Here is an 18575-nt window from a genome sequence, read left to right as displayed (position 1 = left end):
GACCCCCGGCGGGCTACGGTGTTCGGCGATGACCGATCCAGCCCGTCTCCCCACGTCCCCCGCGCGGTTCGGCCTGACCGAGGCCCGCAGCGGTGAGCACCTGCACGCGGCCGGCTGGTGGGAGGGTCGCCGGCCGAGCGAGGGCAACGAGCCGATCCTGGTGGCGCTGTCCCGCAGCCCGGACCCGGACCTGGCGCTGCGCGGGGTCGACCGGTTGCGGGAGGCGCTCGGCGACGCCTGGCCCGAGCTGGACCAGGCGTTGCGCGACAGCGAGGCGTTGCGCGGCCGGCTGCTGGCAGTGCTCGGCTCGTCCACCGCGCTGTCGGACTTCCTGGTCGCCAACCCCGACCGCTGGCACGGCCTGGTGGACGACGAACCGGTGGACGCCCGGTTGTTCGCGCCCGCCCTGGTCGCCGCGGTCGAGGGGCTGACCGGCGCGGACGCCGTGAAGGCGCTGCGGCTGGAGTATCGGGCGCTGCTGTGCCGGATCGCCGCCGCGGACCTGGCGCACGTGGTCGAGCCGGAGCAGCTCTACGTCAACTACGACGACGTGGCCAGCCTGCTGTCGGACCTGGCGGTGGCCGCGTTGCGGGCCGCGCTGGACGTCGCCGGGCGACAGGTGCCGCGGTCGGACGAGTGCCGGCTCGCGGTGATCGCGATGGGCAAGTGCGGCGCGCGGGAGCTGAACTACGTCAGCGACGTGGACGTGGTGTTCGTCGGCGAGGGCGACCTGGCCGTGGCGACCCGGCTGGCCGGCGCGGTGATGCAGGTCGCCGGGCAGGCGTGCTTCGAGGTGGACGCGGCGCTGCGGCCGGAGGGCAAGGCGGGCGCGCTGGTGCGCACGCTGGACGGCCACGCCACCTACTACCAGCGGTGGGCGCGGACGTGGGAGTTCCAGGCGCTGCTCAAGGCGCGACCGGTGGCCGGTGACGAGGAGCTGGGCCGGCGGTACATGGACGTGGTGCGGCCCCTGGTGTGGACGGCCGCCGAGCGGGAGGACTTCGTGCCCGACGTGCAGGCCATGCGCCGCCGCGTCGAGGACCACGTGCCCGCCGACCTGACCGACCGGGAGCTGAAGCTGGGCCGGGGTGGGCTGCGTGACGTCGAGTTCGCCGTGCAGCTGCTGCAACTCGTGCACGGTCGCGGTGACGAGGAGCTGCGCATCACCACGACCACGCAGGCGTTGGCCGCGTTGGGGCGCGGCGGGTACATCGGTCGCGCGGACGCCGCCGACTTCGGCCGCGCCTACCGGTTCCTGCGCACGTTGGAGCACCGGTTGCAGTTGCAGCGGCTGCTGCGCACCCACCTGTTCCCCGCCGACGACGACGTGGCCGCGCTGCGGTGGCTGGCGCGCGCGTCCGGGTTGCAGGCCGAGGGCGGGCTGTCGGAGGGCCAGGTGCTGCTCACCGAGTTCCGCAAGCGCGCCAACCAGGTGCGCAGGCTGCACGAGAAGCTGTTCTACCGGCCGCTGCTGCAGGCCGTCGCGAACGTGCCGACCGAGGCGTTGCGGCTGACGACGTCCCAGGCCGCGGCACGGCTCGCCGCGCTGGGCTACGCCGCCCCGGACGGCGCGCTGAAGCACATCGAGGCGCTGACCAGGGGCGTTTCCCGGCGGGCGCGGATCCAGACGGCGCTGCTGCCCGTGCTGCTCGACCTGTTCGCGACCACGCCGGACCCGGATCGGGGTCTGCTGGCGTACCGGAAGGTGTCCGAGGCGCTGGCCGAGACGCCCTGGTACCTGCGGCTGCTGCGGGACGAGGGCACGGTGGTCGACCGGCTGGCCGCGCTGCTGGGCACCTCGAAGCTCGTGCCGGACCTGCTGGTCCGCGCGCCGGAGGTGCTGCCACTGCTGGCCGACACCGACGCGCTGGTCGGCCGCGACCCGATGACGATCGGCAACCCGCTGCGCAGCGCCGTGTCCCGGTACCGGGACCTGGACCGCGCGGTCACCGCGGCCCGGTCGTTGCGCCGCCAGGAGCTGCTGCGGGTGGCGTCGGCCGACCTGCTCGGGCTGGTGCCGCTGCGGACGGTGTGCGTGTCGCTGTCCGAGGTGTGGGTGGCGGTGTTGCAGGCGGCGCTGGACGCGGTGGTGCGGTCGGCGGGTGAGCCTGCGGCGTCCATCGCGGTCATCGGCATGGGCCGGCTCGGCGGGCGCGAGCTGGGGTACGGCTCGGACGCCGACGTGATGTTCGTGTGCGAGCCCGCGCCGGGGGTGAGCGACGCGGACGCCGCCCGGTACGCGTCGTCCGTGGTGGAGCAGGTGCGGCGGTTGCTCAGCGCGCCCAGCCAGGACCCGCCGTTGCAGGTGGACACCGACCTGCGGCCGGAGGGCAGGCAAGGGCCCCTGGTGCGCACGCTCGACTCCTACCGGGCCTACTACGCGCAGTGGGCCGAGCTGTGGGAGGCGCAGGCGTTGCTGCGGGCCCGCGTCATCGGCGGCGACGCCGACCTCGGCGCGCGGTTCGTCGAGATGATCGACCCGGTGCGGTACCCGGCGAAGGGGCTGGACGCCGGGGCCGTGCGGGAGATCCGGCGCATCAAGGCTCGCGTCGAGGCCGAGCGGCTGCCGCGCGGCGCCGACCCGTCCACCCACACCAAGCTGGGCCGCGGCGGGCTCGCCGACGTCGAGTGGACCGTGCAGCTGCTGCAGCTCCAGCACGCGTTCGAGGTGCCGGGCCTGCGCACGCCGTCGACCGTGCGCGGGCTGCGTGCGGCGACCGAGGCGGGGCTGGTGTCCGAGGACGACTCGTCGGCGCTGCGGGAGGCGTGGGAGGTGGCGACCCGGGCGCGCAACGCCGTGATGCTGGTGAAGGGCAAGGCCGGCGACCAGTTGCCCACCGTCGGGCGCGACCTGGCGGGCGTGGCGTCGGCGATGGGGCACGCGGGTGAGCCCGGCGAGTTCCTGGACGCCTACCGGCGCACCACGCGCCGCGCGCGGGCCGTGATCGAGCGCATCTTCTACGGGTCCTGAACACTGGGGTCCGTGAAAGCGATCGCGCAGACCGAATTCGGAGATGCCGATGTCCTCGTGCTGCGGGAGCTGCCGGACCCGCCGATCGCGTTGGACCAGGTGCTGGTCGAGGTGCGTGCCGCCGGGGTGAACCCGGTCGACCGGCTGGTGCGCATGGGGTACGTGGCGGGTTCGATGCCGTGCCACTTCCCGCTGGTCCCCGGCTGGGACGTGGCCGGGGTGGTCCGGGCCGTCGGGCCGGCGGTGGACGGGTTCGCCGTCGGTGACGAGGTGTTCGGCTACCAGCGCAAGGACCACGTGCAGCACGGGACGTACGGCGAGCTGGTGGCGGCCACCGAGCGCGGGTTGGCGCACAAACCGGCGTCGCTGTCGTTCGAGGAGGCGGGTGGCCTCGCGCTGACCGGCCTCACCGCGTTGCAGGCGTTGCGCAAGGTCGGGGTGTCCTCGGGCGACACGGTCCTCGTGCACGCCGCCGCCGGTGGTGTCGGCCACCTGGCCGTGCAGGTGGCGCGGATCCTCGGCGCGTCACGCGTGATCGGCACCGCGTCGCCGCGCAACCACGGGTTCCTGCGTGGCCTGGGCGTGGAGCCGGTGGCTTATGGGGACGCGCTGGTGGACAACGTGGCCGAGCTCGTCGGCGGTGACGGGAAGGTCGACGTGGCGTTCGACTGCGTCGGCGGTGCGGCGCTCAACGACTCGCCCGCGCTGGTGCGCGACCCGGCCCGGATCGTGTCCATCGTGGACACCAACGTGCTGGAGCTGGGCGGTCGGTACGCCTACGCCAAGCCCGTGCGGGCGGACCTGGACTGGCTCGCCGAGCAGGCGGGTTCGGGGGCGTTGAAGGTCGAGGTGCAGCAGGTGTTCCCGCTGGAGCAGGCCGCCGAGGCGCACCGGCTGCTGGAGGGCAAGCACGTGCGGGGCAAGGTCGTGCTGGCCGTGTGAGCGGGTGGTGGAGGACCCCCGTCCCGGTCGAGGGCGGGGGCCCTCCGCCGTCTCACTCCTCGTCGGCGGTCGGGACCGAGGTGAGCAGTTCGACGATCCACTCCTCGACGAGCGCGTCGTCGGACTCCTCGTCCTGGACGAGGCGGTTCGACACCCGGACACCGAGGCCGAGCACGTCGGCGGCGCCGATCGCCTCGATCGCCTCGGCGGCGGAGTCGAAGATGTTGGTGGACAGCACCTGGGCGGGGGTTGCGACGTCATCAGACACGGCGCGACCCTAGCCGCCCACCCCGGTCGGGGGACGGGCAGCCCTGGTGGGGACGGCGTGTCGATCGGGGGCTACCCACCGTCGAACCAGGGGCCCCACGCATTGACTATTGGTGTTCCCTATGCCGAGACTATCGGCACTCCTGGGGGAGATTCACGTTCGCACGCGTGCGCCCGGACGAAGGACGTCATGGACGACGAGAACCACCGCAAGAAGAGCAGCGCGGCTCTCAAGATCAGCTTGGTCATGCTCGGGGTGCTGGTCCTGCTCGGGGTGATCCAGGCGGTCACCGCCGGCACGGTCGGCGTGGGCGCGCTGAGCTTCACGCTGCGTGAAACCTCTTCGACCACCCCCACGACGGCCACCGCGCCCTCCACCGAGGACAACGCCGGCAGCCTGGACGGCGCGGTCGGCACGGCCCCGGCGACCTCCACTCCGGACGACGCCCCGCCCAGCGTGGACACCAAGGTCGTCACCGGATCGTGGAAGCAGGCGCGCGGGCTGCTCACCGTGGAGGTCACCAAGGTGGAGAACCTGGGTGGCCGCCTGAAGGTCTTCGTCACCGCGATCAACGCCAGCACGGCGAAGATGGACCTCCCCGTGGCGTCCGTGTCCGCGGTGGACGACGCGCAGCGCGACTACGGCGCGTCCACGTCGACCAGCCGGTGGCCCGCGTCGATCGGGAAGAACTCCAGCATCAACGGGTTCCTGGAGCTGGACGCGAAGGCAGGCGCGGACAGCACCACGTTCTCGCTCACGTTCTCCGGGATCATCGGCCAGCTCGCCCCCACCGGCGGCGAGGTGACCGTGACCGGTATCCCGATCCCCCGGTAGGTGGACGTCCTCATCGGCGTGGCCGTCGGCCTGCTGGGCCTGTGGCTGCTGCTCATCCTGTGCCTGTTCCTCCTCCGGCCGCGCGGCTCGGCGCTGTCGCAGGCCGTCCGCCTGCTGCCGGACGTCCTGCGCCTGGTCACGCGGCTGGGCCGCGACCCCGGGCTCCCCCGCTCCGTCCGCGTCCGGCTGTGGTTGCTGCTGGGCTACCTCGCCCTGCCGTTCGACCTGGTGCCGGACTTCATCCCGGTGCTCGGGTACGCGGACGACGTGATCGTGATCAGCTGGGTCCTGCGTTCCGTCATCCGCGCCGCCGGGCCCGAGGTCGTGGCCGCGCACTGGCCGGGCACGCCCGAAGGGCTGGCGGTCGTGCGGCGGCTCACGCGGACCTGATCGAGGGTCGCCGGTCCGTCCGCAGGCTTGCGGAGCGCTGTCCGGGCGCCGGCCCGAGAATGGGCGGGTCGGCGTGGGCGGGGCGAGGAGCACGTGGCGGACGCGGTGGTCGGTGACGGCGCGGAGGACGGTGACGGTCAGCACGCGTTCGTCGTCGGCTCCGGGGTGGTGGTGCAGGCCGGTCGTGACGCGGTGGTCACGATCCACCAAGCGACGCGCCGGGTGGCGTGGCCGGTGCGGGTGGGCGTTCCCCCGCCGCTCGCGGAGCACTACCAGGAGCGGCGGGGTCATGCCCTGCTGACGGAGGCGTTGGCCGCGCACCGCCCGGTGGTGGTGATCGGCGCACACCGCGGTGCGGGTGTGGTGGTGTCGGGGTTGGGCGGGGTGGGCAAGTCCCAGTTGGCCGCCTGGCACGCCTGGCAGGTGTGGTCCGACGCGCACGTGGACGTGGCGGTGTGGCTGTCCGCGCTCGGCCGTGACGCCGTGGTGACCGCCTACGCCGAGGCCGCGAGACGGGTGCTGGTCGAGGACGACCCGCTCATCGCCGAGCGTCCGCCCGAGCAGGCCGCGGCGGCGTTCCGCGCCTGGCTCGCCGGGACCGCGAGGCGGTGGCTGGTCGTGCTCGACGACGTCCAGGACCCGGCCGACGTGCGAGGTCTCGTCCCGCCACCCGGTGCGGGTGGCCAGGTGATCGTCACCAGCCGCCTGCGTGACGCCGCGCTGACCTCCGGGCGAGACCTGATCGAGTTGGACGTGTTCACCGAAGCCGAGGCGCTCGACTACCTGGCCGGGGCGCTGGGCGATCGCCGTGACGCCGACCGGGAGCAGTTCGAGGGCTTGGCCGGGGACCTGGGGTGGCTGCCCCTGGCCCTGGGCCAGGCGGTCGCGTTCATCGTCGACCAGCCGCTGCTCACCGTCGCCGCCTACCGGGCGCTGTTCGCCGACCGCCGCCGCACGCTGGCGGACCTGGCACCGGCCGAGGGCGCGCTGCCCGAGCACCAGGCCACGATCGCGACCACCTGGTCGTTGTCGATCGACCGCGCCGACCGCTCCGGCGGCAGGGGACTGGCCTCGAAGGCCCTGCGCATCGCGAGCGTGCTCGACGCCAACGGCGCACCCCTGGCCGTGTTCACGAGTCGACCGGTGCTGGGCCACCTCGGCAGGTCCGCGTGGCGCCGCGTCCGCGTCGACGACGTGCTGGACGCGCTGACCAGGCTGCACAGGTTCAACCTGATCACGCTCACCCCGACCGCGACCTCCACCGCGGCCGACGACCGGACCCACCTCGACACCGGCGCTGTGCGGGTGCACGCCCTGGTCCAGCGATCCGTCCGCGACGACCTGGGTCCTCGCGGTGTCTCCCGAGCCGCACGAGCGGCGGCCGCCGCGATGACAGCCGTCTGGCCGCACGGCAAGCGGGACGCCGACCTGGAAGCGGTGCTGCGCGCCAACGCCATCGCGCTCGCGTCGGTGACCGACCCGGCCACCTGGTCGTGGAAGGTCTACGACCTGCTCAAACTGGTCGGCGAAAGCCTGGGCGGGGCCGGCTCGCCGGCTGCGGCGTTCGAGCACCTGTCGCGAGTGCGGGAGTGGGCGCTGCAAGGCCTCGGCAGGCTGCACCCGAAGACGTTGGCGATCCAGTCGAGGCGCGCGGCCTGGCGCGGCGATTCCGGCGACCCGGCGGGCGCGGTGGCGGATTTCCAGCAGCTCGCTCGCGACATGAGGCGCGTCTGGGGCGGCAACAACAAGCGGACGTTGATCGCTCGCCGTGAGCTGGCCCGGTGGCGGGGGATCGCCGGTGATCCGGTGGCGGCCGTCGCGGCGCTCGAAGAAGTCACCGCGTCGATGACCCGACGGCTGGGCGCCGATCACGCCGAAACCCTGGTCGCCCGCAGCAACCTGGCCTACTGGCGGGGCACGGTGGGCGACCCGGCAGGTGCCGCGGCGGAGTTCGCGGCGCTGAGCGCGGATTACGAGCGCCTGTTCGGAGCGGACCACCTCGACTCCTTGATCACGCGGCGTGAGCTGGCGAAGTGGCGTGCCGCTGCTGGTGATCCGGCTCGCGCGGTGGTGGAGTTGGAGGACTTGGTGCCGGACATGGTGCGCCTGTTGGGCGTGGTCCATGTCGACACTTTGTCCGCCCGGAGCAACTTGGCCTACTGGCGGGCGACCTCAGGAGATGTGGGCCGTGCCGTGGTGGAGTTCGAGCATTTGCTGGCCGACTCGCGGCGCCATTTGGCCGGCAACCATCCGCATACGTTGACCACACGCCGTGAGCTGGCGAAGTGGCGAGCGGTCGCTGGTGATCCGGCTCGCGCGGTGGTGGAGTTGGAGGCCCTGGTTTCGGACATGGTGCGGGTGTTGGGTGTGGGCCATGTCGACACTTTGTCCGCCCGGAGCAATCTGGCTCATTGGCGCGCGGTGGCCGGTGACGTGGGCCGCGCGGTGGCGGAGTTCGAGGATTTGCTGACCGATTCCCTGCACCACCTGGCCACCGACCACCCGCACACATCGACCACACGTGATGAATTGGCCAGGTGGCGCACTGTCCGCAACAACCCTCCGACACCCCCGAGCCTATGACTGGCCCGCTCATTTGCTGTCGAAGGTTGTCAACCAACACCGATCAACGTCTGGTGGCCTGTGGAAGACCTGAGCATGATCCTGGCTTGCGATCACCTGATCCACCTAGGTGACCTGTCAGTGGTCACAGCTTCAGTGGGACGGGTTGGTGTGGAACATTTCGCCCAGTCGCGCCGCACGGCGCGAGCGTATTCCGTGCGCGCAGATCACGTGATTCCCTACGACGAAGGGAGGGGTATGGCTTCGGATATTTCCCCGGTGAGCTCGACCGATTCACTCGAAGCCATCGGTTATGAAATACAGGATCAATGGGTGCCGCTTCGTCCCGTGCGTGCGATGGCACGGCGGCGGAGTCCTCGCGGCAGTCGATCGCCGTGCCCAGCGCTGGTGGCTGTATGACCGCGTGATCGTCCCGACCTTTGGCTGGAAGTGGCTTGGCGGCAACTCGAGGAGGAGGTGGTCGCGCAAGGATCCGTGCAAGGGGAAACCGGTCATCAAGTCCCAGGACGAGTACCGAAAAGGCCGAAGGCCGGGTGACTGTGGTAGTCACCCGGCCTTCGGCCTGTGGAGGCTTTGACGGCCTCTCCAGCTCAGACGGCCTGGAGACGGCCTACGTGGGGCCGAGACCGGTGGAACTGCTGGTCAGAGCCCCGCGCCGATCACACGTCGTAGTAGAGCGCGAACTCGTAGGGGTTCGGGCGCAGGCGCAGCGGGTCGATCTCCTGTTCCCGCTTGAACGAGATCCAGGTGTCGATGACGTCCGGCGTGAAGACGCCGCCCTCCAGCAGGAACTCGTGGTCCGCCTCGAGGTTGTCCAGCACCGCGTCCAGGGACGCCGGCACCTGCTTGACGTCGCGGGCCTCCTCGGGCGGCAGCTCGTAGAGGTCCTTGTCGATCGGGGCCGGCGGCTCGATCTTGTTCTTCACGCCGTCCAGGCCGGCCATCACCATGGCCGAGAACGCCAGGTACGGGTTGCCCGACGAGTCGGGGCAGCGGAACTCGATGCGCTTGGCCTTCGGGTTGTTGCCGGTGATCGGGATGCGCACGCACGCCGACCGGTTGCGCTGGGAGTAGACCAGTGACACCGGGGCCTCGTAGCCCGGGACCAGGCGGTGGTAGGAGTTCACCGTCGGGTTGGTGAACGCCAGCAGCGACGGCGCGTGGTGCAGGATGCCGCCGATGTAGTGGCGCGCCGTGTCCGACAGGCCCGCGTAGCCGGACTCGTCGTGGAACAGCGGCTGGCCGTCCTTCCACAGCGACTGGTGGGTGTGCATGCCCGAGCCGTTGTCGCCGAACAGCGGCTTCGGCATGAACGTGACGGTCTTGCCGGCCTGCCACGCGGTGTTCTTGATGATGTACTTGAACAGCATCAAGTCGTCCGCGGCGTGCAGCAGCGTGTTGAACTTGTAGTTGATCTCGGCCTGGCCGCCGGTGCCCACCTCGTGGTGCGCCCGCTCGACGGTGAAGCCCTGGGCCTGCATGTTCAGGACCATCTTGTCGCGCAGGTCGGCGTAGTGGTCGGTCGGCGTGACGGGGAAGTAGCCGCCCTTGTACTTGACCTTGTAGCCGCGGTTGCCGCCCTCTTCGTCGCGGCCGGTGTTCCAGGCGCCGGAGATCGCGTCGATCTCGTGGAAGGAGGCGTTCGCGGTGGTGTCGAAGCGGATCGAGTCGAAGATGTAGAACTCCGCCTCGGCGCCGAAGTACGCGGTGTCCGCGATGCCCGACTCGGTGATGTACTGCTCGGCCTTGCGCGCGATGTTGCGCGGGTCGCGGCTGTACGCCTCACGCGTGAACGGGTCGTGCACGAAGAAGTTGACGATCAGCGTCTTCTCGATCCGGAACGGGTCGAGGCGCGCGGTGTAGAGGTCGGGCAGCAGCAGCATGTCCGACTCGTGGATCGACTGGAAGCCGCGCACCGACGAGCCGTCGAACGCGAGGCCCTCCGCGATGGCGTCGGCGTCGAACGCGCTGGCCGGGAGCGTGAAGTGCTGCATCACACCGGGCAGGTCGCTGAAGCGGACGTCGACGAACTTCACGCCCTCGTCGGAGATGAACTTCAGGACCTCGTCGGGATTCTTGAACACCCTCGTCGACTCCTCTGCTGCGGTGGGGGCGTGGTTGTACGCCGCTGCGTGGTGCGGCCTGCCATCGTGGCGAAACTAAGACCGTGGTGTTGCCCAGCCATCACCCGCGTGTTTCGCCAGTGTTAACGGGCGGCTCAGGTCGGGCAACCCGACCGTCACTCCTCACCCGCTGAGCACGGCCTTACTCTGGTGGGGTGAGCAAGTGGACCGGTTCGTGGCTGTCAGGACCCCGTTCGGCGTTGGAGCCCGGCGCCGACTCCGGTGACGGTACCGGGCAGCGGTGGCGTGGTGAACGCCTCGGCCTGCCCAAGTCGGGTCAGGGCTCGGTCGCCTCCACGGGCCGCCGCGCCGTCGCCATCCTGGTCGACTTCGCCCTGTCGGCCGGCGTGGCGGGGCTGTTCACCATGCCCGACCTACCGCGCAACTGGAGCCTGGCGGCCTGGTTCGCCATCACCGTCATCGCGGTCGCGTCCTTCGGCTTCACCCCTGGTCACGCGCTGTTCGGGCTGCGGGTGGTGCGGGTGGACGGCACGGAGAACGTCGGGGTGCTCCGCACCGCGCTGCGCACGGTGTTGATCTTCCTGGTGATCCCGGCCGTGATCTGGGACGCCGACAACCGGGCCCTGCACGACAAGGCGGCGGGCACCATCGTCCTGCGGTCCCGCTAACGCCGTCCAACGCCCGTGCCACGCCGCAGACCCGCCCCGGACGGCTGCCGGAACGGGTCTGAGCTGCGAAAACGCTGCGGAACGCCGGTCAGCGCCGCCGCATGGCACGCTGCACGTTGCGCATCTTGGCGCCCTGGGGCATCGGGCCCTTGGGCAGCGCCGCGCCCCGGCTCGCCAGCGCGGCCAGCCGGTTGTCGATCGTGTCGACCTGGGCGGTCGAGATGTTGCGGGGCAGCTTCATCAGGTGGCTCTGCAGCTTGCGCAGCGGCACCTGGCCGTCCTCGGAGCCCACGACGACGTCGTAGATCGGCGTCTCGCCGATCACCCGCGCCACCCGCTTCTTCTCCTGGGCGAGCAGGTTCTTGACCCGGTGCGGCGCGCCCTCGGCGACCAGCACCACGCCCGGCCGGCCGAGCACCCGGTGGACCATGTCACCGCTGGTCGTGCCCGCCACGGCCTGCGTCACGCGCCACTTGCCGCGCAGGTTGTCCAGCGCCCACGCCGCCGCGCCCGGCTGGCCGTCCGCCTTCGCGTACACGGTGCGCTGCACCCGGCGGCCGAACACGATGACCGCGAGCAGCGCGCCCACCGCGATGCCCATGGGCAGCAGCACCCACTGCATGTCCCAGATGAGGCCGATCAGGAACGCCGCGGCCGTCGCGCCCAGCAGGCACGCCAGCATCAACGGCACGAGCGCCTTGTCCTCGCGGCGCTGCATCTTGAACGCCTCGAAGATCTGGCTGCGCTTCGCCTTCGATGCCGCGCGCCGAGCCTTCGCCGCTTCCTTGGCAGCCGCCTTGGCGGCCGCCTTGTCCTGCTTACCAGCCATACCCACCAGGATACGGCGCGCCGCGTCGCCCCATGACGGGAGTACTCGCCGACCTCTGCGAGGATGCAGCGCATGGACCGGCTGCTGGAGGGACTCGACCCGGAACAGCGCGCCGCCGTGGAAGCTCCGCGCGGCCCGGTCTGCGTGCTCGCGGGCGCCGGCACCGGCAAGACCCGCACCATCACGCACCGCATCGCGCACCTGGTCCAGCGCGGGCACGTGTCCGCCGGCCAGGTCCTCGCGGTCACGTTCACCGCCCGTGCCGCGGGGGAGATGCGGACCCGGCTGCGCGCGCTCGGCGTGCACGGCGCGCAGGCCCGCACCTTCCACGCCGCCGCGTTGCGGCAACTGCGCTACTTCTGGCCGCGCGTGGTCGGCGGCGAGCAGTGGCAGTTGATCGACCGCAACAAGCTGCGGCTGGTCGCGCAGGCCGCCAACCGGGTGGGCCTGTCCACCGAGTCCGACTCGCTGCGCGACCTCGCCGGCGAGATCGAGTGGGCCAAGGCGTCGCTGGTCGCGCCGGACGACTACCCGAACGCCGCCGGCCGCACCAGCCGGGACACCCCCGCCCCCGCCGACCAGGTAGCGCAGGTCTACCGGACCTACGAGGAGCTGAAGAACCAGGCGCAGCTGCTCGACTTCGACGACCTCCTGCTGCACACCGCGGCGGCGTTGGAGGAGCACGGCGAGGTCGCCGAGGAGTTCCGCGACCGGTACCGGTGCTTCGTGGTGGACGAGTACCAGGACGTGACGCCGTTGCAGCAGCGCGTGCTGGACGCGTGGCTGGGGCAGCGCGACGACCTGACCGTGGTCGGTGACGCGAACCAGACCATCTACTCGTTCGCGGGTGCCTCCCCGCGCCCGCTGCTGGACTTCCCCCGCCGGTTCCCCGAGGCCGTCGTGGTGCGGCTGGAACGCGACTACCGGTCGACGCCGCAGGTCGTGGAGCTGGCCAACGAGGTGATCAAGTGGGCGCGCGGCCGGCCGGCCGGGTCGCGGCTGCGGCTGATCGGGCAGCGGCCGGAGGGGCCGAAGCCGACGTTCACCGAGTTCGACGACGAGACGCTGGAAGCCGCGGCCGTCGCGCGGCGGGTGAAGGCGCTGCTGGACGAGGGCGTGTCGGCCAGTGAGATCGCCGTGCTCTACCGCGTGAACGCCCAGTCGGAGGTGTTCGAGCAGGCGTTGGCCGAGGTCGGCGTGCCCTACCAGGTGCGCGGCGGTGAGCGGTTCTTCCAGCGGGCCGAGGTGCGGCAGGCGATGGTGGCGCTGCGGTCGGCGGCGGCGCACGAGCCGACCGGCGAGCTGCCGAAGGTGGTGCGCGAGGTGCTGGCCGGGATCGGCCTGACCGACGAGCCGCCCGCCGGCGGGACGGCGCGGGAGAAGTGGGAGTCGCTGCTCGCGCTGGTCGAACTGGCCGAGGAGCTGGTCACCACCGTGGACTCGGCGGACCTGCGGACGTTCGTCGGCGAGCTGGAGCTGCGGGCCGAGGCGCAGCACCCGCCGACGGTGGAGGGCGTGACGCTGGCGTCCCTGCACGCGGCGAAGGGGCTGGAGTGGGACGCGGTGTTCCTGGTCGGGCTGGTCGAGGGCACGCTGCCGATCCAGCACGCCGACGGTGACGACGCGGCGATCGAGGAGGAGCGCCGGCTGCTGTACGTGGGCGTGACCCGGGCCCGGGAGCACCTGTGGCTGTCGTGGGCGTTGGCGCGGGCCGCGGGCGGGCGCCGGTACCGGCGGCGCAGCCGGTTCCTCTACGGGCTGGTGCCCGACGACCACCCGGCGTCGCGCACGGCCGCGAAGCGGGAGCCGCTGCAGAAGAGGCCCAAGCCGCAGTGCCGGGTGTGCGGCTCGGCGCTGGTGGACGCGCGGGCGATCAAGCTGAGCCGGTGCGCGTCGTGCCCGTCGGACCTGGACGAGGAACTGCTGGCCAAGCTGCGGGCGTGGCGGGCGGACCGCGCGCGTGAGCTGAAGGTGCCCGCGTACGTGGTGTTCACCGACGCGACGCTGGTCGCGATCGCCGAGCAGCGGCCGGAGGACGTGGCCGGGCTGGTGTCGATCTCCGGCATCGGCGCGGCCAAGCTGGACCGGTTCGGTGACGACGTGCTGGCGCTCGTGCGCGGCGGTCGCTGACGGCTGCCCGCCGGCGGGCGGCCTCGTCCGTCCGGGTGGTCGCGTGCTGGCGCTCTGTGCAGGGCAAACGCTGAATTTTCACTCAATCGACAGGTATTTGGAAAAACCTGTTGCACCCGTCCGGCGCGGGGTCATAACCTGCTCAAGCCGGGCACGGAGTGCCCGCTGGGGATTCAAGAGCTAGCAGTCGAGTCGAGACACCCGAGGAGGTGACCGGTCGTGAACACTCTCATGTGCTTCGAGACGCCCGGTTACCTGAAGACCGGGGTGGCCTTGGCCGCAGGCGCTGCTCATGTCGCGGGGGAGAAGTCTGCCCGCGATCGCCACGCCTTCAAGTGGGGCGTTGAGCGAGTTCAGCTGATCCAGGTGCCGGCGCCGTACGCGCCGACCGTTGTCCCGACTCAGAACGTTGCGCCGTCCGCGCACGAGCGAAGTACCTGACCACCCAGTAGTCAGGCCACCAAGCTCACGAAGGCCGCGGACCCGTAACCGGATCCGCGGCCTTCGTGCTGTTCCGACCCGTTTTTCGGTTCGAACGACAAAAACCCCATGCAAGACCCTTGACAGGAGTCCACCTGATGTTGACCGCGACCGTCCCCATAAGCGGGACGTTGTCCACCGAGTCGGAGTTCGCCGGAGCGGGTGTCGCTTCCTTGATCGACACCGCGCCCGACGCCGGCTTGGAGCTTCCTTGCCGTACCAACAACCCGGACCTGTGGTTCGCCGACGCGCCGGCGGAGCTGGAGGAGGCGAAGAGGTTCTGCGCCACCTGCCCCGTCATCGCGGAGTGCCTGGCCGGTGCGCTCGCTCGCCACGAGCCCTGGGGGGTCTGGGGCGGCGAGATCTTCGAGCGCGGAGCTGTGATCGCGCGCAAGCGTCCCCGTGGACGTCCGCGCAAGGACGCAGCACCCGTTGTGCCCGCGGCGCCCGCCGCGACCGTTGTCCGGGGGGCTAACGACCAGGAGGCCGCCGCGTGACCACGTACCGATCCACCGCAGACGAATCGATGCTCGTCGAAGTCAACCCCAAGGGGAACCCCATGCTGCTCGAAGAAAATCTCGCCAGATCCCGAATGCACGACGCGGAGATATTCGCGCGACAGCATCGGCTGGCCCACCGCCTCGTCGTCGCCCGCAGGTGGCGGCGGCTGGCCGGATGGGCCCAGCGCCGGGCGGCTTTGAAGGCCCGCGCGGTCTGATGCTCGCAGGAGGCCCGTCCTCCCCGTCCCGATGACGGGGAGGACGGGCCGCCCGCGTTTCCGGGTACCGGGCGATTCCGACCTCGGGCCGTGATTGGGGGCGCCCTCACCTCGCCGCGTGGGTACCGTTCGACGTGTGGCAGCTCACTCTTCCCACCACCACGGCCATGGCCACTTGCACGACGGGATCGACTGGTCGTCGCGCCTGACCTTCCTCCGGCAGGCGGACGAGCTGGACGCCGAATCCCGGCGGGTGGTCGCCCGCAGACTCGTCCGCGCCCTGCCCGACCAGCCGACCGTGCTCGACGTCGGGTGCGGTGCGGGCGGGATGAGCGTGGCGCTGGTCGAGGCCCTGACGGCTCGGGGCGGCGGCACCGTCGTGCTGGTGGACGGCACGCCCGAACTGCTGGACGCCGCCACCACCGCCGCCCGGTCGGCCGCCACCTACGGGACGGACACGACCACGGCGACCGTGCGCGTCCGGCCGGTGCTCGCCGACCTGGCCGCCGAGCGACCGGTGGACCTCGCCGGGCCCGCCCAGTTGGTGTGGGCGTCGAACGTCGTGCACCACCTCCCTGACCAGCGTGCGGCCGTGCTCGGAGTGATCGAGGCGGTCGCGCCGGGTGGGTGGCTGGCGCTCGCCGAGGGTGGGTTGAGTGGCAGGTTCCTCCCCTATGACCTGGGTGTCGGTGAGCCCGGTTTGCAGGACCGGCTGTCCGCGGCGCGGGCCGAGTGGTTCGTGCGGATGCGGGAGAACACGACCGGCTCGGTGCGCCTGTCCGGTGGCTGGAACCTCGTGCTCTCCGAGGGCGGACTGGTGGACGTGACGGCGTTCAGCTACCTGGTCGACCACCCCGCACCGCCCAAGCAGGCGGTGCGCGACTGGGCGGTGAACCAGCTCATGTGGTACGAGGAGGTGGCGGGCGACGCCCTGCACCCCGCCGACCGCCGCACGGTCAGGCAACTGCTCGACCCGCAGGACCCCGCGTTCCTCGGGCTGCGCGACGACGTGTTCCTGCTGACCGCCAACACCGTGTACGTGGGGCGGAAGCCGTGACCGACTCCTGTGCCCGCTGTGGGCGGACGCGTTCGTCGATCACCGACCCGGCCCAGCTCTTGGCCTGGGCGCGGGAACGGGAACGTGGCGTCGACCGGTGGTTGTGCCACGTGTGCGCGCGGGCGCACGTTCGGGACATCGAAGGCAAGCTGCCCTCCGACTACTGGGCCGCCGGCTGAGACCGCGCCGGGGCGGGGACCACCGGCCGGCCACCACTGCCCGCGACCACTTGCGGAGGCACGGGTACGGCCCTGGTCGGTTCTCCTCCGAGTTGGTGTGGGTTGGTTGCGGCGCAGGTCGGGCCGTGGAGCCGGCGCGGCCGGGGTCGAAGGCCGGCCGGGTTGTGGTGGTGGGGCATTGGTCGGGCGCACGAAGCGGCGGTTGTGCGGGCCCGCACCAGCCGGCAGTCGCGGACCCGCCACACGCCAAGCGCGGCGGCACCACCGCCGGAGTGACGCGCTGGGGTTGCTGGTACGGGAGTGGGCGGGGGTCAGGGCTCGGGGTCGAGGTTGGGTCAGTGGCTGAGCCGGTGCCGGGCTCGGGTTGGAGTTGCGGCTGGGTCGGGAGTGCGGGTGTGGTGGCTGGTAGGTCGACGGGTGGAGGGATGGGCGCAAGGGGAAGGTGGCGGGTAGGGGGAGGGGCGGCGCGAGTTGTGGCCGGTGGCGGCGGTCAACGGAGGAGGGCGGAGAGGAGGTGCAGGGTTCTTCGGGGGATGGCGGTGCCGCGTTTGCTGCCGGCGTCCAGTTCCCTGGTCAGGGTGGTGACCGTGCACAGGCCGGAGCGGACGGCGGTGGCCAGTAGGTGGTGTTGGCGCAGGGGGTTCGGTTCGTGGCGGGCGGCGTCGAGGGTGGCCCTGGTTGGTTCGGCCACGCGCAGGCCCGAGTGGTGCACCACTCCGGGCGGGCGGGTGGTGCGTTCCAGCAGGACGTTGTCCGGGCAGGAGCGGCGGGTGGTGGCCGGTTGGAGCAGGTGTATCCGGGGTGGCGGCGGTAGGGCGTCGAGGCCGTGGGCGTTCAGGGCGTCGACGCCGGTGACGACGGCTCGTGGGCCCGCGTAGGCGAGCGCGGCCTGGAGGCGTTGGGCACGGGTCGGCGGGTTCGCGCTGAGCAGCACCACGCCCGGCAGGATGCGTTGCCACGGGCCGCCCGGGCGGCACTTGAGGTCGATGACGTAGGCCGGCACGCCGGCGGCTTTCAGGTCCGCGGTCTTGATCACTTGGTTCACGGGTTCGATCCTCCGGGGCTTCCGGGGGTCGTGCCACGGGCTGTGGGTGATCTGTGGACAAGTCCCGATCCTGTGGACAGGTCAGTCGTCGAAGCCCGGTTGCCAGCGTGCGACGATGGCCCTGGCCTGCACGTTCGCGTCGAGCTGGCAAAGGATGCCCGTCGCGCCCAGCGTCACCCTGTGGATAAGTAGGTACTGCGGGGGCAGGTTCAACGACCTCCCCGTCTGCGAATCGGGGCTGCGGAGGTCGCCGACGCGCTCCGCCTGCTTCTGCAGCCACCGGCGGGTGAAGTGGAACGTCTCGGTCCGCAGCGGCTCGACGAACGGGGCCAGGTAGCCCAGCACGTCCTCCGCGTGCAGCTCGGTCCCCGGCCGGATGAACCGCTCCGAGCGCAGCAGCTCCACCAGGTCACCCGACCGGCCGTCCAACGCCAACCGGGTCATCAGCCCGAGCGTCTTCGGCAACCCGTCGGGCAGCCGCGCGACCGCGCCGAAGTCGAGCACGCGCAGCCGGCCGTCCGCCCCGAGCATGAAGTTGCCGGGGTGCGGGTCGGCGTGCAGCAGCCCCGACCGGCTCGGCGCGGAGAAGTGGAACTCCGACAGCAGCTGACCGGCCAGGTCGCGCTCGTCCCGCTCACCCTCGCGGATGATCTTCGACAGCGGCGTGCCCTCGGTCCACTCCGTCACCATCACCTTCGGCGCACTGGCCACCACCCGCGGCACGAGGACGTGGTCGTCGCCGGCGAACGCCTTCGCGAACACCCGCTGGTTGCCCGCCTCGGTCCGGTAGTCCAACTCCTCCAGGTACCGGTCCCGCAGCTCCTCCAGCAGCGGCTTGACCTCGGCACCGGGCATCACCGCCTGCAACACCCGGCTGAACCGCAGCAACGTGTTCAAATCGCTCTGCAACGCCTCGTCCGCGCCCGGGTACTGCACCTTCACCGCCACGTCCCGGCCGTCGTGCCACACCGCCCGGTGCACCTGCCCGATGCTCGCCGACGCGGCGGGCGAGTCGTCGAACGACGCGAACCGCTTCCGCCACCCCGCGCCCAACTGCTCGGCCAGCACCCGGTGCACGGTGCGCGCGGGCATCGGCGGCGCGGCCGTCTGCAGCTTGGTCAGCGCCTCGCGGTACGGCTCGGCCAGCTCGTCCGGCACCGCCGCCTCGAACACGCTCAAGGCCTGGCCGAACTTCATGGCACCGCCCTTGAGCTGCCCGAGCACCGCGAACACCTGCTCCGCGGTCTTCGCCGACACCTCGGCGCTGACCTCCTCGGAGCTGCGTCCGGCCAGGCGCTTGCCCCAGCCGCCCACCACCCGGCCCGCCACGCCGAGCGGGAGGCTGGCCAGCTTGGCGGTGCGCTGCACGGCCTTGCGCGGGATCTCGCTCACCCGGT

16 protein-coding genes are annotated in these 18575 nt (G+C 71.6%); 11 read left to right on the top strand and 5 right to left on the bottom strand.

Annotation, left to right across the window (positions count from 1 at the left end; all coding sequences use genetic code 11):
* The first annotated feature begins 28 nt into the window (after nt 1-28).
* Both FHX81_RS16205 and FHX81_RS16200 read left to right on the top strand, forming a co-directional pair.
* Entirely contained in the window at nt 29-2971 is a 2943-nt protein-coding gene (locus tag FHX81_RS16205) for a bifunctional [glutamine synthetase] adenylyltransferase/[glutamine synthetase]-adenylyl-L-tyrosine phosphorylase (RefSeq protein ID WP_141978963.1), read from the top strand.
* A 12-nt stretch (nt 2972-2983) separates the two neighbouring features.
* Entirely contained in the window at nt 2984-3913 is a 930-nt protein-coding gene (locus tag FHX81_RS16200) for an NADP-dependent oxidoreductase (protein ID WP_141978962.1), read from the top strand.
* A 52-nt stretch (nt 3914-3965) separates the two neighbouring features.
* On the opposite strand, the gene FHX81_RS16195 is transcribed toward FHX81_RS16200, so the two are convergent.
* A complete protein-coding gene (locus FHX81_RS16195) occupies nt 3966-4181 on the bottom strand; it encodes a hypothetical protein (protein WP_141978961.1) in 216 nt (71 codons plus the stop codon).
* A 189-nt stretch (nt 4182-4370) separates the two neighbouring features.
* Between FHX81_RS16195 and FHX81_RS16190 the strand changes: the two genes are divergently transcribed.
* The 3 genes from FHX81_RS16190 to FHX81_RS16180 all read left to right on the top strand — a co-directional run bounded on the left by FHX81_RS16190 (nt 4371) and on the right by FHX81_RS16180 (nt 7988).
* Nucleotides 4371-5015, top strand: coding sequence for a hypothetical protein (locus tag FHX81_RS16190; protein ID WP_141978960.1), 645 nt, complete (start codon nt 4371-4373; stop codon nt 5013-5015).
* Nucleotides 5016-5405 carry a YkvA family protein gene (locus tag FHX81_RS16185; RefSeq protein WP_141978959.1) on the top strand — a complete coding sequence of 130 codons (390 nt, stop codon included), beginning with the start codon at nt 5016-5018 and terminating at the stop codon, nt 5403-5405. It abuts the gene before it with no gap.
* Nucleotides 5406-5498: 93 nt separating this feature from the next.
* Complete coding sequence (locus tag FHX81_RS16180; RefSeq protein WP_141978958.1) at nt 5499-7988, top strand: NB-ARC domain-containing protein; 2490 nt, start codon at nt 5499-5501, stop codon at nt 7986-7988.
* Between the two features lie 659 nt (nt 7989-8647).
* Here FHX81_RS16180 and glnA read toward each other — a convergent pair.
* Complete coding sequence (glnA, locus tag FHX81_RS16175) at nt 8648-10072, bottom strand: type I glutamate--ammonia ligase (protein ID WP_141978957.1); 1425 nt, start codon at nt 10070-10072, stop codon at nt 8648-8650.
* Nucleotides 10073-10266: 194 nt separating this feature from the next.
* Between glnA and FHX81_RS16170 the strand changes: the two genes are divergently transcribed.
* A complete protein-coding gene (locus tag FHX81_RS16170) occupies nt 10267-10740 on the top strand; it encodes an RDD family protein (RefSeq protein WP_141978956.1) in 474 nt (157 codons plus the stop codon).
* 88 nt (nt 10741-10828) lie between these two features.
* Here FHX81_RS16170 and FHX81_RS16165 read toward each other — a convergent pair whose 3' ends face one another.
* The gene (locus tag FHX81_RS16165) at nt 10829-11569 is read right to left on the bottom strand and encodes a DUF4191 domain-containing protein (RefSeq protein WP_141978955.1); all 741 of its coding nucleotides are present in this window, start codon (nt 11567-11569) and stop codon (nt 10829-10831) included.
* A gap of 63 nt (nt 11570-11632) precedes the next feature.
* Between FHX81_RS16165 and FHX81_RS16160 the strand changes: the two genes are divergently transcribed.
* From FHX81_RS16160 to FHX81_RS16140, 5 genes are all read left to right on the top strand, one after another.
* Nucleotides 11633-13699 carry an ATP-dependent DNA helicase UvrD2 gene (locus FHX81_RS16160; RefSeq protein WP_141978954.1) on the top strand — a complete coding sequence of 689 codons (2067 nt, stop codon included), beginning with the start codon at nt 11633-11635 and terminating at the stop codon, nt 13697-13699.
* Between the two features lie 219 nt (nt 13700-13918).
* Complete coding sequence (locus tag FHX81_RS16155) at nt 13919-14140, top strand: hypothetical protein (protein ID WP_141978953.1); 222 nt, start codon at nt 13919-13921, stop codon at nt 14138-14140.
* Nucleotides 14141-14277: 137 nt separating this feature from the next.
* On the top strand, nt 14278-14676 hold the full coding sequence (locus FHX81_RS16150; RefSeq protein WP_141978952.1) for a WhiB family transcriptional regulator: 399 nt from the start codon (nt 14278-14280) through the stop codon (nt 14674-14676).
* Nucleotides 14673-14897 carry a hypothetical protein gene (locus FHX81_RS16145; protein ID WP_141978951.1) on the top strand — a complete coding sequence of 75 codons (225 nt, stop codon included), beginning with the start codon at nt 14673-14675 and terminating at the stop codon, nt 14895-14897. Before FHX81_RS16150 ends, FHX81_RS16145 begins: the two co-directional genes overlap by 4 nt.
* Nucleotides 14898-15033: 136 nt before the next feature.
* Nucleotides 15034-15954: a class I SAM-dependent methyltransferase gene (locus FHX81_RS16140; RefSeq protein ID WP_211363496.1), complete on the top strand. Its 921-nt coding sequence runs from the start codon at nt 15034-15036 to the stop codon at nt 15952-15954.
* Between the two features lie 669 nt (nt 15955-16623).
* On the opposite strand, the gene FHX81_RS16130 is transcribed toward FHX81_RS16140, so the two are convergent.
* Together FHX81_RS16130 and FHX81_RS16125 are read right to left on the bottom strand one after the other, a co-directional pair.
* Nucleotides 16624-17178 (bottom strand): hypothetical protein, encoded by a 555-nt coding sequence (locus FHX81_RS16130; RefSeq protein WP_141978949.1) that lies wholly within the window; start codon nt 17176-17178, stop codon nt 16624-16626.
* Between the two features lie 81 nt (nt 17179-17259).
* Nucleotides 17260-18570, bottom strand: a complete 1311-nt coding sequence (locus FHX81_RS16125; RefSeq protein ID WP_141978948.1) for an ABC1 kinase family protein — start codon at nt 18568-18570, stop codon at nt 17260-17262.
* Between the last annotated feature and the right edge of the window lie 5 nt (nt 18571-18575).

The sequence above is a fragment of the Saccharothrix saharensis genome (genome assembly GCF_006716745.1).
Taxonomy (GTDB): domain Bacteria; phylum Actinomycetota; class Actinomycetes; order Mycobacteriales; family Pseudonocardiaceae; genus Actinosynnema; species Actinosynnema saharense.
This window is presented reverse-complemented; position numbering and strand designations above follow the sequence as displayed.

Bases quoted from the DNA above. Each gene is read 5' to 3' on its own strand.
- FHX81_RS16190 (WP_141978960.1), top strand. From the start codon at position 4,371: ATGGACGACGAGAACCACCGCAAGAAGAGCAGCGCGGCTCTCAAGATC.
- FHX81_RS16165 (WP_141978955.1), bottom strand. From the start codon at position 11,569: ATGGCTGGTAAGCAGGACAAGGCGGCCGCCAAGGCGGCTGCCAAGGAA.
- FHX81_RS16150 (WP_141978952.1), top strand. From the start codon at position 14,278: ATGTTGACCGCGACCGTCCCCATAAGCGGGACGTTGTCCACCGAGTCG.
- FHX81_RS16160 (WP_141978954.1), top strand. From the start codon at position 11,633: ATGCAGCGCATGGACCGGCTGCTGGAGGGACTCGACCCGGAACAGCGC.
- FHX81_RS16205 (WP_141978963.1), top strand. From the start codon at position 29: ATGACCGATCCAGCCCGTCTCCCCACGTCCCCCGCGCGGTTCGGCCTG.